Genomic DNA, 13286 nt, shown 5'->3' on the forward strand with positions numbered 1-13286 from the left:
CCCTGACGCCTGTGCTTTACGACAGCACTGGGTCCCCGCTTTCGCGGGGATGAGCGGAGGGGTTGGGTAAGCTTATGACCTGGCTTGATAAGTACGAAGAAACCCGCGACCGGCTGGAAGCCGGCAACGCCTATGACCGCGCCTCCGAGCGCGACGCCTGCGGCGTGGGCCTGGTCTGCTCCATCGACGGCACGCCGCGCCGCGACGTGGTCGAATATGCGATCCGCAGCCTGAAGGCCGTGGCCCACCGGGGCGCGGTCGATCCCGACGGCCTGTCGGGCGACGGCGCGGGCATCATGGCCGAACTGCCGCAGGCCTTCTTCGCCGAACAGGTGGCCTCCATCGGCCAGTCCCTGCGTCCCGGCCCGATCTGCGTGGGTCAGGTCTTCCTGCCGCGCACCGACCTGGGCGCCCAGGACCGCGCCCGCGCCATCGTCGAGACCGAGGCCCTGCGCGGCGGTTTCTGGATCTATGGCTGGCGCCAGACGCCCATCGACCTGTCGGTCGTGGGGACCAAGGCCGGGGCGACCCGGCCCGAGATCGAACAGATCATGCTGGCCCCGGCGCTGGACGACGCCGGACAGCCGCTGGACGGCGAGGCGCTGGAGCGCGAACTGTATCTGTGCCGCCGCCGCATCGAGAAGACGGTCAAGACCGAGAACCTGGCGGGCGTCTATATCTGCACCCTGTCCGCCCGCTCCATCGCCTACAAGGGCATGGTCCGCGCCGAACTGCTGGGCGATCTGTATCCCGATCTGGAGGACCCGCGCTTCGTCTCGGCCTACGCCGTCTTCCACCAACGCTATTCGACCAACACCTTCCCGGAATGGAAGCTGGCCCAGCCCTTCCGCATGATGGCCCACAACGGCGAGATCAACACGCTGAAGGGCAATCTGAACTGGATGAAGTCGCACGAGATCCGCATGGCGGCCAGCGCCTTCGGCGACCGCGACCGCGAGGTCAAGCCTGTGGTCCAGCCGGGCGGGTCGGACTCGGCGGCGCTCGACAATGTCATGGAGGTGCTGGTCCACGCCGGTCGCCCCGCGCCCATGGCCAAGGCGCTGCTGATCCCAGAGGCCTGGGCCAAGGACGACGTGGTCATGCCCGCCGAACACCGGGCCTTCTACGCCTATTGCAATGCGGTGATGGAGCCGTGGGACGGCCCGGCCGCCATCTGCGCCGCCGACGGCCGCTGGATCGTGGCGGGCAAGGACCGGAACGGCCTGCGCCCCCTGCGCGCCGTCGAGACCGTCGACGGCCTGCTGATGGCGGGGTCCGAAGCCGGTCTGGTGCCCATCCCCGAAAGCCGGGTGAAGCGCCGCCTGCACATCGGCCCCGGCAAGCTGATCGCCGTCGATCTGAAGCATGGCCGCGTCTATGACGAGCATGAGGCCATCGACGCCCTGTCGGCCGCCCACCCCTATGAGGCGTGGCTGGACAATATGGTCGATCTGGAGCCGATCATCGGCCCGGGACCCGAGCCGCGCTCCGTCTCGGGCGAGGCCCTGACCCGCCGTCAGATCGCCGCCGGCTACAGCCGCGAGGACCTGGACCTGCTGCTGGACGCCCTGGTGCGCGACGGCAAGGAGGCGGTCGGCTCCATGGGCGACGACGCCCCGCCCGCCGTGCTGTCGGCCCTGCCGCGCCCGCTGAGCCACTATTTCCGCCAGAACTTCAGCCAGGTCACCAACCCGCCCATCGACCCGCTGCGCGAAGCGGGCGCCATGAGCCTGAAGACCCGGTTCAAGAACCTGGGCAACATCCTGGCCGAGGAGGAGGCCCAGACCGACGTCTTCGTGCTGGACAGCCCGGTCCTGACCAACGGCATGTACGAGCGGATGATCGAGACGGTCGGCGCCGGTTCGACCGTGGTCATCGACTGCAGCTATGACGTCCCGTCCGACGACGCCCAAAAAACCTACAAGGCTGGCGCCGCCCTGCGCGCGGCGCTGGACCGGATCATGGACGAGGCCGAGGCCGCCGCCCGCGACGGCGCGGCCCTGATCGTGCTGACCGATCAGGCCGGTTCGGCGGACCGTCTGGCCGCCCCGATGATCCTGGCCACCGCCGGGGTTCACGGCCGCCTGACCAAGGCGGGCCTGCGCACCTATTGCTCCATCGTGGTCCGCACGGCCGAGACGCTGGACCCGCACGGGTTCGCCGTCCTGGTGGGGGTCGGGGCCACCACTGTCAACGCCTGGCTGGCCCAGGACCTGTTCCAGGAGCGTCTGGACCGGGGCCTGTATCCCGGCCTGACGCTGCGCGACGCCTGCCTGAACTACAAGGCCGGGATCGAGGCGGGCCTGCTCAAGACCCTGGCCCGCAAGGGCATCAGCGTCATCTCCGCTTATCGCGGCGGGTGCGAGTTCGAGGTGCTGGGCCTGTCGCGGGCGCTTACGGCCGAGTTCTTCCCTGGCGCCCCGTCGCGCATCTCCGGCATCGGCCTGGCCGGTCTGGAGCAGGCGGCCATGAAGCGGCACAAGGTGGCCTGGGGCGAGGCCGTCCCGTCGCCCGCCATCGGCGGCTTCTTCAAGATCCGCGCAGGCGGCGAGGCCCACGCCCACGAGGCCAGGACCATCCACCTGCTTCAGGACGCCTGCAACCGGGGCGACTACCGCCGCTTCAAGCAGTTCTCCGAGGTCGTCCACGCCCAGGCCGACCTGTCCCTGCGCGATCTCCTGGACTTCCGCGAAGGCACGGCCATCCCGCTGGACCAGGTGGAGAGCGTGTCGGACATCCGCCGCCGCTTCCTGACCCAGGCCATGTCGCTGGGCGCGCTTGGCCCCGAGGCGCACGAGACGCTGAACATCGCCATGAACCGCATCGGCGCCCGCTCGGTGTCCGGCGAGGGCGGCGAGGATCCCGAACGCTATCACCCGCGTCCGAACGGCGACGACGCCAACTCGGCGGTGAAACAGGTGGCCTCGGGTCGGTTCGGCGTCACCGCCGAATATCTGAACCAGTGCCGCGAAATCGAGATCAAGGTGGCCCAGGGCGCCAAGCCCGGCGAGGGCGGCCAGCTGCCCGGCTTCAAGGTCACCGAGTTCATCGCCCGGATGCGCCACGCCGTGCCCGGCACGACCCTGATTTCGCCGCCGCCGCACCACGACATCTATTCGATCGAGGACCTGGCCCAGCTCATCTACGACCTGAAGGCCATCAACCCCGATGCGCGGGTGACGGTGAAACTGGTGTCCGCCTCGGGCATCGGCGCCATCGCCTCCGGGGTGGCCAAGGCCAACGCCGACGCCATCCTGATCGCCGGCCACAATGGCGGCACTGGCGCCTCGCCCCAGACCTCGATCAAGCACGCGGGCCTGCCATGGGAGATCGGCCTGGCCGAGGCCCATCAGGTGCTGACGCTGAACAATCTGCGCGGCTCGGTCACGCTGAGGACCGACGGTGGAGTCCGCACGGGCCGCGATGTCGTCATCGCCGCCATGCTGGGCGCCGAGGAATACGGCGTCGGCACCGCCGCCCTGATCGCCATGGGCTGTCTGATGGTGCGCCAGTGCCATTCGAACACCTGCCCGGTCGGCGTCTGCTCTCAGGACGACCGCCTGCGCGAGAAGTTCACCGGCACCCCGGACAAGGTGGTCAATCTGTTCACCTTCATCGCCGAGGAGACGCGCGAAATCCTGGCCTCCATCGGCGCCCGGACGATGGACGAGATCATCGGCCGCACCGACCTGTTGCGTCAGGTGCGTCGCGGCGGCTCGCATCTGGACGACCTGGACCTGAACCCCCTGCTGGTTCAGGTGGACGAAGGCGCGGCCGGCAAATGGGCCGACAAGGCCGCGAGAAAGCCCATCGCCGAAAGCCTGGACGCGCGCGTGCTGAAGGACGCCGTGCGCTTCCTGGATCGCGGCCAGACGCTGGAACTGTCCTATCCGCTGAACAACACCCAGCGCACGGTCGGCGCCGCCGTGTCCTCGGCCATCGTGCGCCGCTTTGGCGCGCAAGGTCCGGCCGGTCGTCTGAAGCTGCGTCTGGAAGGCATCGCGGGCCAGAGCTTCGGCGCCTTCGCCGCCAAGGGTCTGGAACTGCATCTGACGGGCGAGGCCAACGACTATGTCGGCAAGGGTCTGTCGGGCGCCGAGATTTCGGTCCGCACCCCCGAATGGCGCGAGGATCAGCTGATCTGCGGCAACACCACCCTGTATGGCGCGACCTCGGGCCGGCTGTTCGTCGCCGGTGCGGCGGGCGAGCGGTTCGCGGTCAGGAACTCCGGCGCCGAGGCCGTGGTCGAGGGGCTGGGCGCGCATGGCTGCGAATATATGACCGGCGGCCGCGTGGTCGTTCTGGGTCCGGTCGGCTGGAACCTGGCGGCGGGCATGAGCGGCGGCGAACTGTTCGTGCTGGACCAGCCCGGCCATGCCGAGCGCGCCCTGAACGGCGATCTGGCGGGCGTGACCGACATCGACGCGGCGGCGGCCGAACGGCTGCGCGACCTGATCGAGGCCCATCTGGCGGCGACCGGCTCGCCCCTGGCCCGACGCCTGCTGGGCGACTGGGACAACAGCCTGCAAAGGTTCGTCCGCATCGTTCCGCTGACGCACATCGTCGCCAAGACCGAACGGCTGAAGACCAGCGCCTGACCTCCACGCCCTCCTCTCCCCCCGAGACGAACAGATGAAACGCTACGCCGCCTTCGCCGCCACTCTTGCAGCGGGGGCGGCGTCGCCCGCCTTTGCGGCCCCGGCCTTGCTGGCGCACCAGACGCCGCTGGTCATCGACAGCGCGGCGACCGCCTGGATCCTGACCTCAACGGCCCTGGTCCTGTTGATGACCCTGCCGGGCCTGGCGCTGTTCTACGGCGGCATGGTCAGGAAGAAGAACATCATCAGCGTGGTCGCCCAGTCGGCGGCGGCCTTCGCCATCGTCTCGGTGCTGTGGTTCCTGGTCGGCTACAGCCTGTCGTTCGGCAAGGGACCGGAGCCGATCAACGGCTTCATCGGCGGGGTTCAGGCAGCCTTTCTGAACGGGGTGACGGCCCGGACGGCCCACAGCCTGCTGCCTGGCCTGCCCGAACTGCTGTTCGTCGCCTTCCAGATGACCTTCGCCATCATCACCCCGGCCCTGATCGCCGGCGCCTTCGCCGAGCGGATGAAATTCTCGGCCAGCCTGCTGTTCTTCGCCCTTTGGCACCTGATCGTCTATGCGCCGATCTGTCACCAGGTCTGGGGCGGCGGCTGGCTGGGCGGACTGGGGGTTCTGGATTTCGCGGGCGGGGCGGTGGTCCATGTCAATGCAGGGGTCGCCGGCCTGGTCTGCGCCCTGGTGCTGGGACCGCGCCACGGCTTCGGGCGCGACAACATGGCCCCCGCCAACCTGGTCTATAGCGCCATCGGCACGGGCCTGTTGCTGGTCGGCTGGCTGGGCTTCAACGCGGGATCGGCCGGCGCGGCGGATGCGCTGGCGGCCACCGCCGCCTTCAACACCATCCTGGCCGCAGGCAGCGCCGCCCTGGGCTGGATGACCATCGAATGGTTCGACCGCAAGCGCCCGACCCTGCTGGGCCTGTTGTCGGGGATCGTCGGCGGGCTGGTCGCCATCACACCCGCCGCCGGCTTCGTCGATCCCAAGGGCGCCTTCTTCATCGGCCTGATCGGCGGCCCCGCCTGCTATGCGGGCGCGGTCTGGCTGAAGCAAGCGCTGAAATACGACGACAGCCTGGACGCCTTCGGCGTGCACGGCGTCGGCGGGGTCGTCGGCGCCCTGCTGACCGGCCTGTTCGCCACCACCACCGTCAACGCCCTGTCCGACGGCGCCACGGTGTGGAAACAGGCCGTCGGCCTGGCCGGCGTCATCGCCTGGAGCGCGACCGGCACCTTCGTCGTCCTGATGATCTGCAAGTTCACCACCGGCCTGCGCGTCACCAAGGACCAGGAGGTCGAGGGGCTGGACTACACCCAGCACGGCGAAGCCATCCACTGACCGCCCCACAGCGGACAGGGCGGAGCCGGTTGATCCCGCCCCCGCCAACCCCCATCTTCATCTGTGACGGAGCGTCTTGCCGATTGCGGGAGACGCCTTCGTCGGTCGCTTTCTTCAAGGACCCCAGATGACGACGACGCGCACCATCCTGTTCGACAGCCCGTTCCTCTTGGGCTTCGACCACACACGCGCCCTGATCGACCGCGCCGCCAAGGCCGCTGCCGAGAGCTATCCGCCCTACAATGTCGAGCAGATCGGCGATGCGGGCGTGCGGATCAGCCTGGCCGTCGCCGGCTTTTCGCCCGAGGAGCTGGCCATCACCCTGGAAGGCCGCCAGTTGACCATCGCCGGCAAGCGCGACGACGCAGGCCGGGGCGAACAGGCGTTTCTGCACCGGGGCATCGCCGCGCGCGGCTTCGTGCGCAGCTTCGTCCTGGCCGACGGGCTGGAGGTGTCCGGCGCCCGGTTGGAGCACGGCCTTCTGCATGTCGACCTGATCCGGCCCGAAGCCGAGCGTCAGGTGCGTCGCATTCCCATCACGGCCGGCTGAAAGGCGCGGCTGTTCGAACCGCCCGGCGATCCGGGCGTTGTCAAACCGAAGGAGGCGGTCCTAATGACGCCGATGACTATGACCAAGGAAGATTTCGCCGGCCTGGGCGCCCCCGACCTCGTCTATGTGCGCGAGATCAAGGCCTCCGACCTGCTGGACGAGGCGGTTCAGATCAAGGACGTGGATATCGATCCCGGCCAGATGCTCTACGCCGTCCACAGCGCGGACGGCGAGCGTCTGGCGGTCATGATCGACCGCGACACCGCCTTCGCCGCCGCCGTGGCGCATGAGCTGGAGCCCGTTTCGGTCCACTGACCGGGCCGGGCGCCCCCCGTCAGGCGGCGGTCGCCGCCTTGTCCTTGACGAACAGCGCGCGGACCGCGTCGGTCGTGTGCGCCTGACGCAGCTGCTCGCGCAGTTCGGGCGAACGCAGGGCGCGCGACACGGCCGCCAGCGCGCGCAGATGCTCGGCCCCCGCCTTGGGCGGCGCGAACAGGCCGAAGATCAGATCCACCGGCCGGTCGTCCACCGCATCATAGGCGACCGGCGTATCCAGCCGCACGAACACCGCCGTCACCTTGTCGATCTCGGCCAGCCGCGCATGCGGCACCGCCACCCCCGACCCCAGGCCGGTCGAGCCCAGCGCCTCGCGCTCCATCAGGGCGTCGAACACCTTGGCGTCGTCAATGCCCAGGGCGTGCGAGGCGGCCTCGGACAGGGCGTGCAGGGCCTGGCGTTTGGACGACGCCCCCCCGCGCAGCACGACGCCCTTGGGCGCGAGCAAATCACCGATGTCCATCAGACAACCCTCGATTACGCATACGAACGGCGCGGGCGCCCGTTTAGAGCCTCCCGCGCCGAAGTCAAACTAAGCCGTTCAGTTCACGGCGGCGTCGGTCTTGGCCTCGTTGGCCTGACCGCCGTTTGCGTGCTTGCCATTGGCCGCCGCGGTCCGTTCCGGGTCGATCCAGCCGACATTGCCGTCCGGCCGACGATAGACGACAGCCAGCCCGCCGTGGGCCGCATTGCGGAACAGCACCACCGGATAGCCGGTCATGTCCAGCTCCAGCACCGCGCGCCCGACCGTGATGGTGCGGATTTCGTGTTCGGTCTCGGCGATGACCATGCCGAGCGGCGGCGGGCCGTCGTTCTCGTTCGCGTCGCCGAAGACATCGTCCTCCACGCTGTCGGGATCCCTCAGCACGATGCTGCGGGCGACTTCGCGGGCGGCGTTCTCGGTCTTCTCGGGCGACAGGCCCTTGGGCCCGATGTGGTGATCCTTCAGGCGACGCTTGTAGCGACGCACCCGCGTTTCGAGACGATCCAGCGCCTCGGTGAAGGCCGAATGGGCGTCGCCGCCGAACCCGGTCGTCACCAGCGTCTGTCCAGACGCCAGGCGGACCCAACAGTCCACTTTGAAGCCATGGCCGTCCTTGGACACCACGACCTCGGCGTCGTCGCCGCCTCGGGCGAAGTATTTTCCGACCCCGTCTTCGAGTTCCTGGGAGATGCGCGAGCCTAACGCTTCGCCGACATCCACTTGCTTGCCGCTGACTTGGACTTGCATGCCGATAGAACGCGCCCGACCCGATTTGGTGTCAATCGGGATCACCGTTTTGTGGTGAAGCTTATCAGGCGGTCTTCAGCATCCGCCGACGTTGTACGGAGGATGGAATCCTCAAGGCTTCCCGATACTTGGCCACCGTTCGACGGGCGATGTCGATGCCGGTCTCCTTCAGGATTTCGACGATCCGGTCGTCGGACAAAACGTCGCCCTCCAGACCCTCGCCGTCGATCATCGTCTTGATCCGATGGCGGACCGCTTCGGCCGAATGGGACGACGCCCCGTCCACCGACTGGATGGCGGCGGTGAAGAAGAATTTCAGCTCGAACACGCCCCTCGGCGTGGCGACATATTTGTTGGAGGTGACGCGGCTGACGGTCGATTCGTGCATGCCGATGGCGTCCGCCACCGTCTTCAGATTCAGCGGCCGCAGGAACTCGACGCCGAAGGCGAAGAAGGCGTCCTGCTGGCGCACGATCTCGGACGACACCTTCAATATGGTCTTGGCCCGCTGATCCAGCGACTTGACCAGCCAGTTGGCCTGGGCCGCGCAATCGGCGACGAAAGTCTTTTCGGTGTCGGAGCGTGCGCCCGCCTGGACCAGACCGTGATAGCGCTTGTCCACCAGGAGACGCGGCAGGGTGTCGGCGTTCAGCTCCACCCGCCAGCCGCCGGCCGGATCGGGTCGCACATGGACGTCGGGCACGACCGTCTGGGCCGGCTCGCCGCCGAAGCCCGCGCCGGGACGCGGCGTCAGGGCCTTCAGCTCGGCGATCATCTCGGCCAGGTCTTCCCCGTCCACGTCGCAGACCCGGCGCAGCGCCGTCAGGTCGCGCCGCGCCAACAGGTCCAGATTGTCCAGCAGGGCCGCCATGGCCGGGTCGAACCGATTGCGTTCGATCAGTTGCAGCTTCAGGCACTCCGGCACCGACCGCGCCATGATCCCGGTCGGCTCGAACCCGTGACAGACGCTCAGCACCGCCTCGATCCGCTCGAGCGGCACGCCCAGCCGATCCGCGAACTCGGCCAGCTCGCCCCGCAGATAGCCGCCCTCGTCCGTCGCGTCGATCAGGGTCAGGGCGATGCCATGGTCCGCCGCCGTGAACCCCGCCGACGACGCCTGGGCCTGAAGATGCTCCCACAGCGTCGGCTCGTGGGTGTCGGGCCGTTCACCCTCGCCCTCGAAGATCGATCCGCCCTTGCCGGCGCTGGACCAGTCCGACAGCCCCGGCTGGGCCTCGTCGGTCATCCGGTCGCTGGTGCGTTCGCCCGGCGCGGCGTCGCCATAGACGTCGTCCGATCCGGCGTCCATCGCCGCCACCGACCCCTCGCCCACCCCGTCGCCGAAGGTCATTTCGCCGTCGCCGGTCTCGGCGCGTTCGACGGCCTCGGGCGTCTCGCCCTCCGGCTCCTCGCGCTGCAGCAGCGGATTGCGCTCCAGCTCCTGCTCGACGAAATCGTCCAGTTCCAGGTTGGACAGTTGCAGCAGCTTGATCGCCTGCTGCAGCTGGGGCGTGATGACCAGCCCCTGCCCCTGCCTGACCTCTAACCTCTGCCCGATCACGTCCGCATCCCGCCGCCAGAGCCAGACTGGCCCGGAACTTGCTGGGGCAGAATGTCGCCTAACCCGTTAACGTCAGACGAACGCGCTTTTCGTCTCCTCCCCATTTCATGGGGAGCTGGCGCGGCGCTTCCTTTAAGCGCCGTGACGGAGGGGTTCTTGACCGCATCACAGACGCCCGTGGGGCTTCACCAGCCCCTCCACCACGCTACGCGCGGTCCCCCTCCCCACGAGTGGGGAGGAGACGCGATCGATCAAACGTAGTTTTCGCCCAGATACACCCGGCGCACCTCGGCGTCGTGGATCGCCTCGTCGGAGGTGCCTTCGAACAGCACCGCGCCGTTGGAGATGATCGACACCCGGTCGGTGATGTCCAGGGTCTCGCGCACATTGTGGTCGGTGATCAGCACCCCGATCCCCTGGCTGGCCAGATAGCGGATCACGGTGCGGATGTCGGCGATGGCCAGGGGGTCGATGCCGGCGAAGGGTTCGTCCAGCAGCATGAAGGACGGCCGCCCGGCCAGGGCGCGCGCGATCTCCACCCGCCGCCGCTCGCCGCCCGACAGGGCCGTGGCCGCCGCATGGCGCAGATGGTCGATGTGCAGTTCGTGCAGCAGCCGCTCGGTCTCGGCCTTGATCTGATCGGCGGGGTAGTTCAGCTCGACCACCGCGCGCACGTTCTTCTCGACCGTCATGCCGCGAAAGATCGAGGCTTCCTGCGCCAGATAGCCCAGGCCCATCCGCGCCCGCTGATACATGGGCTGGCCGGTGATGTCCTCGCCGTCCAGCCAGATCGCGCCCGAATCCGGCGGGATCAGGCCGGTGATCATGTAGAAACAGGTGGTCTTGCCCGCGCCGTTCGGCCCCAGCAGCCCTGCGACCTCGCCCCGCTGCACCGTCAGGGACACGTCGCGCACCACCTGCCGCGCCCCGAACGACCGGGCGATATTGACGACCCTCAGACCCTTTTCGGCCGGCGAGACGACAGGCGGCCACACAGCCGCCGGCCGGTCGTCCAGGTTCAGGGCGGAAAGTTCCTTGCGCGCCAAATCACTGATCCCCAGGCCGAAGGGCCTCAGTTCCCGCTGGGATAGAAGACGCCCTGCACGCGGCTGCCGGCGGCGCCGCGCGGCGCGCCGTCCATACGGGCGGTCTCGGTGTTGATGTTGTAGACCAGGCGCGATCCGGTCAGCACGTTCTGGCCCTGGGTCAGGATGACGTTGCCCGTCACCACGATCTCGCCATTGCCCAGATTATAGACCGCGCGGTCGCCGCGCATCGACTGGTCCGGGGTGACGAAATAGACGGTCCCCGCCGCCTCGGCCCGCTCCAGGCTGCCGCCGTCGCTGCTGACCAGGGTCAGGGTGTCGGCGCGGAAGCGGTTGCCGCCCTGGGTCGCCTCGGCCCGGCCGCGCAGGATCACCCGGTTGGGCGCGTATTCGACCGAATCGGCGCCATAGGCCACCGGCTGGTTCGACGCCTGGGCGCGGCCTGCGCCCTGGCTCTGGGCGTCCCCGACCGCAGGCAGGGCGACGACCGCGACCGCCGCGACGGCCGCCAGGGCCCTGGAAATCTTCATCGTCATCATCGGCCTGCACCCGCGGGCGTCAGCACGCCCTTCACCTTGTTGTCGCCTGCGCCATCGAACACCACGCGCTGACCCTGGTCATAGATGGCATAGGACGATGCGTTGATGGTTCCAATAGGGCCTGAACCCTGAACGCCCTTTGAACCCGTGACGACGCCGGTATCGGTGTTCACCACCGCCTCGGGCGTGGTCAGGATGAAGCCCGTGCCGCCGTCGGAGATCCGCACGTTCGGGCCGATCGTCACCGTCTTGGCCTGTTCGTCATAAGTCCCGCCGTCGGCCGTCAGCTCCGTCACCTTGCGCCCGCCCAGGTTCAGCTTCAGCGCCGGGCCGATCAGGCGGAACTTCCCCGTATTGGGATCGCGCACCGCCCCTTGGGCGCCCACGGTGAAGGCGCGGCCTTGCGAATCCTGGCCGTGGAACAGCGGGCTGTCCAGCCGCACCTCCTGGCTCTGACTGGCCTTGCGCTCCACCCCCGACATCACGGTGCGGAACACCGTCCAGGTCAGGACGCCGCCCGCCAGCACCAGGATGACGATGGGCAGCACTCGGCGATACAGCTTCACCCGGCGCGAACGCGCGCGCCAGCGGGCGCCGGCCAGGGCGACCCGGGCCTCGTCGGCCTCGATGCGGGACGGATCGACGGGGTCGGTCAAGCGCGCCTCAGCTGTGGGCGAAGATGTCGATCTCGTCCCAGCCGGCGAGGTCGAGCGCCGAACGGGTCGGCAGGAAGTCGAAACATTTCGCGGCCAGTTCGGTGCGCCCCTCGCGCGCCAGCATCTGGTCCAGCTTGGCCTTGGCCGCGTGCAGATAAAGGACGTCCGACGCCGCATAGTCCAGCTGCGCCTGGGTCAGGGTCGCCGCGCCCCAGTCCGACGACTGCTGCGCCTTGGACAGGTCCACGCCGACCGTCTCGCGCACCACGTCCTTCAGCCCGTGCCGGTCCGTATAGGTGCGCGCCAGCTTTGAGGCGATCTTGGTGCAATAGACCGGCCGCGTCTCGACGCCGAGGTGCAGCAGGAACATGCCGATGTCGAACCGGCCGAAGTGGAAGATCTTGGTCACCGCCGGATCGGTCAGCACCCGCTTCAGGTTCGGACAGTCGTAGGCGGGACGGTTCAGCCGCACGACATGGGCGTTGCCGTCGCCCGACGACAGCTGCACCACGCACAGCGGATCGCGGCGAAAACGCAGGCCCATGGTCTCGGAATCGATGGCGACCTCGGAACCCAGGTCCAGATCGTCGGGCAGGTCGCCCTCGTGCAGGTAAACGGTCATGCTCAGGCTCTTACACGGCGAATGCAGCGGGCGAAACGGGCTGCTTCAAGGGGCGCCGACCCGAACGGTCAGGGATAGGAGGCGATCTCGATCAGATTGCCGTCGGGGTCGCGCACATAGACGGAACGGATCGGCCCTTTCGCCCCTCGCTTGTCGACCGGGCCCAGTTCAAGCGAAACACCGCAATGACGGAGATGCGCCAGAACGGCGTCTGGCTCGAGTTCCGTCAGAAAACAGAGGTCCGCCCCGCCTGCGCCAGGATTGCGGCCCGTGAACCAATCAGCCTGCGAGGCGTCGAGCGGCCGCAAATTAATTTTGTTGCCGCCAAAGAAAAGGCTCGTGCGAACGTCGCCCGACGGGGCGCGCGCGTCACGGCGCTCCATGCCCAAGGTCTGGCCGTACCACTTGGCCGAGAGATCGACGTCCCGCACGTTCAGCACGATGTGGTCGAAAGCGTTCACGGTCAGCATGAGATCGTCTCGTTGCGGTGCGCTATATCCCGCAACCCCTACTGGCCTAACGCGACAGCGATCAAGCCGATCACTCTGCGCCCGAAAACAACAACGGCGCCGTGTTCGAAAACACGGCGCCGTCTGAAAGATGGTGCCCAGAAGAGGACTCGAACCTCCACGGCCGTTAAGCCACTGGCACCTGAAGCCAGCGCGTCTACCAATTCCGCCATCTGGGCCCCGTCGGCAGCGCCTTGCGGCGTTTCCATCGGGAAGGCGCGGACCTCTAAGGGAGGCTCCGGGCGGGGTCAACAAGGATTTTTCGCCTTTGCGAGATTTCTTCCGCGAACGGCGTTTGA

Annotated in this window: 12 protein-coding genes and 1 tRNA gene; 4 read left to right on the forward strand and 9 right to left on the reverse strand. The window is 68.2% G+C overall.

All coding sequences use genetic code 11. The annotated features are described in order from the left end of the window. Positions 1–74: 74 nt before the first annotated feature. The 4 genes from gltB (at position 75) to B3Z70_RS01720 (ending at position 6802) form a co-directional block, all read left to right on the forward strand. A complete protein-coding gene (gltB, locus tag B3Z70_RS01705) occupies positions 75–4598 on the forward strand; it encodes a glutamate synthase large subunit (RefSeq protein WP_292019301.1) in 4524 nt (1507 codons plus the stop codon). A 34-nt stretch (positions 4599–4632) separates the two neighbouring features. Beyond that, positions 4633–5937 (forward strand): ammonium transporter, encoded by a 1305-nt coding sequence (locus B3Z70_RS01710; RefSeq protein ID WP_292019303.1) that lies wholly within the window; start codon positions 4633–4635, stop codon positions 5935–5937. Between the two features lie 127 nt (positions 5938–6064). Then, on the forward strand, positions 6065–6487 hold the full coding sequence (locus B3Z70_RS01715) for an Hsp20 family protein (RefSeq protein WP_292019304.1): 423 nt from the start codon (positions 6065–6067) through the stop codon (positions 6485–6487). A 63-nt stretch (positions 6488–6550) separates the two neighbouring features. Then, positions 6551–6802 carry a DUF1150 domain-containing protein gene (locus B3Z70_RS01720; protein WP_292019306.1) on the forward strand — a complete coding sequence of 84 codons (252 nt, stop codon included), beginning with the start codon at positions 6551–6553 and terminating at the stop codon, positions 6800–6802. A 19-nt stretch (positions 6803–6821) separates the two neighbouring features. Here B3Z70_RS01720 and B3Z70_RS01725 read toward each other — a convergent pair whose 3' ends face one another. The 9 genes from B3Z70_RS01725 to B3Z70_RS01765 all read right to left on the reverse strand — a co-directional run bounded on the left by B3Z70_RS01725 (position 6822) and on the right by B3Z70_RS01765 (position 13166). After that, positions 6822–7286, reverse strand: a complete 465-nt coding sequence (locus B3Z70_RS01725) for a PTS sugar transporter subunit IIA (RefSeq protein WP_292019309.1) — start codon at positions 7284–7286, stop codon at positions 6822–6824. A 78-nt stretch (positions 7287–7364) separates the two neighbouring features. Then, positions 7365–8054 (reverse strand): ribosome hibernation-promoting factor, HPF/YfiA family, encoded by a 690-nt coding sequence (gene hpf / locus B3Z70_RS01730; protein WP_292019311.1) that lies wholly within the window; start codon positions 8052–8054, stop codon positions 7365–7367. Between the two features lie 64 nt (positions 8055–8118). Then, positions 8119–9615: an RNA polymerase factor sigma-54 gene (rpoN, locus tag B3Z70_RS01735; RefSeq protein WP_292019313.1), complete on the reverse strand. Its 1497-nt coding sequence runs from the start codon at positions 9613–9615 to the stop codon at positions 8119–8121. Between the two features lie 251 nt (positions 9616–9866). Next, positions 9867–10661: an LPS export ABC transporter ATP-binding protein gene (gene lptB / locus B3Z70_RS01740; protein ID WP_409410501.1), complete on the reverse strand. Its 795-nt coding sequence runs from the start codon at positions 10659–10661 to the stop codon at positions 9867–9869. A 26-nt stretch (positions 10662–10687) separates the two neighbouring features. Then, positions 10688–11191 (reverse strand): LptA/OstA family protein, encoded by a 504-nt coding sequence (locus tag B3Z70_RS01745; RefSeq protein WP_292019315.1) that lies wholly within the window; start codon positions 11189–11191, stop codon positions 10688–10690. Between the two features lie 5 nt (positions 11192–11196). Next, positions 11197–11856, reverse strand: a complete 660-nt coding sequence (lptC, locus tag B3Z70_RS01750) for an LPS export ABC transporter periplasmic protein LptC (RefSeq protein ID WP_292019318.1) — start codon at positions 11854–11856, stop codon at positions 11197–11199. A 7-nt stretch (positions 11857–11863) separates the two neighbouring features. Further along, a complete protein-coding gene (locus B3Z70_RS01755) occupies positions 11864–12478 on the reverse strand; it encodes a ribonuclease D (RefSeq protein ID WP_292019320.1) in 615 nt (204 codons plus the stop codon). 68 nt (positions 12479–12546) lie between these two features. Continuing rightward, positions 12547–12948 carry a VOC family protein gene (locus B3Z70_RS01760; protein WP_292019322.1) on the reverse strand — a complete coding sequence of 134 codons (402 nt, stop codon included), beginning with the start codon at positions 12946–12948 and terminating at the stop codon, positions 12547–12549. A 131-nt stretch (positions 12949–13079) separates the two neighbouring features. Then, positions 13080–13166, reverse strand: a tRNA-Leu gene (locus tag B3Z70_RS01765). Positions 13167–13286 lie beyond the last annotated feature (120 nt).

Source organism: Brevundimonas sp. UBA6550, from assembly GCF_002434505.1.
Taxonomy (GTDB): domain Bacteria; phylum Pseudomonadota; class Alphaproteobacteria; order Caulobacterales; family Caulobacteraceae; genus Brevundimonas.

Excerpts from the sequence above, each read along its gene's own strand:
- gltB (WP_292019301.1), top strand. The coding sequence starts at position 75 with ATGACCTGGCTTGATAAGTACGAAGAAACCCGCGACCGGCTGGAAGCC.
- B3Z70_RS01710 (WP_292019303.1), top strand. The coding sequence starts at position 4,633 with ATGAAACGCTACGCCGCCTTCGCCGCCACTCTTGCAGCGGGGGCGGCG.
- B3Z70_RS01715 (WP_292019304.1), top strand. The coding sequence starts at position 6,065 with ATGACGACGACGCGCACCATCCTGTTCGACAGCCCGTTCCTCTTGGGC.
- B3Z70_RS01720 (WP_292019306.1), top strand. The coding sequence starts at position 6,551 with ATGACGCCGATGACTATGACCAAGGAAGATTTCGCCGGCCTGGGCGCC.
- B3Z70_RS01725 (WP_292019309.1), bottom strand. The coding sequence starts at position 7,286 with ATGGACATCGGTGATTTGCTCGCGCCCAAGGGCGTCGTGCTGCGCGGG.
- hpf (WP_292019311.1), bottom strand. The coding sequence starts at position 8,054 with ATGCAAGTCCAAGTCAGCGGCAAGCAAGTGGATGTCGGCGAAGCGTTA.
- B3Z70_RS01745 (WP_292019315.1), bottom strand. The coding sequence starts at position 11,191 with ATGAAGATTTCCAGGGCCCTGGCGGCCGTCGCGGCGGTCGCGGTCGTC.
- B3Z70_RS01755 (WP_292019320.1), bottom strand. The coding sequence starts at position 12,478 with ATGACCGTTTACCTGCACGAGGGCGACCTGCCCGACGATCTGGACCTG.
- B3Z70_RS01760 (WP_292019322.1), bottom strand. The coding sequence starts at position 12,948 with ATGCTGACCGTGAACGCTTTCGACCACATCGTGCTGAACGTGCGGGAC.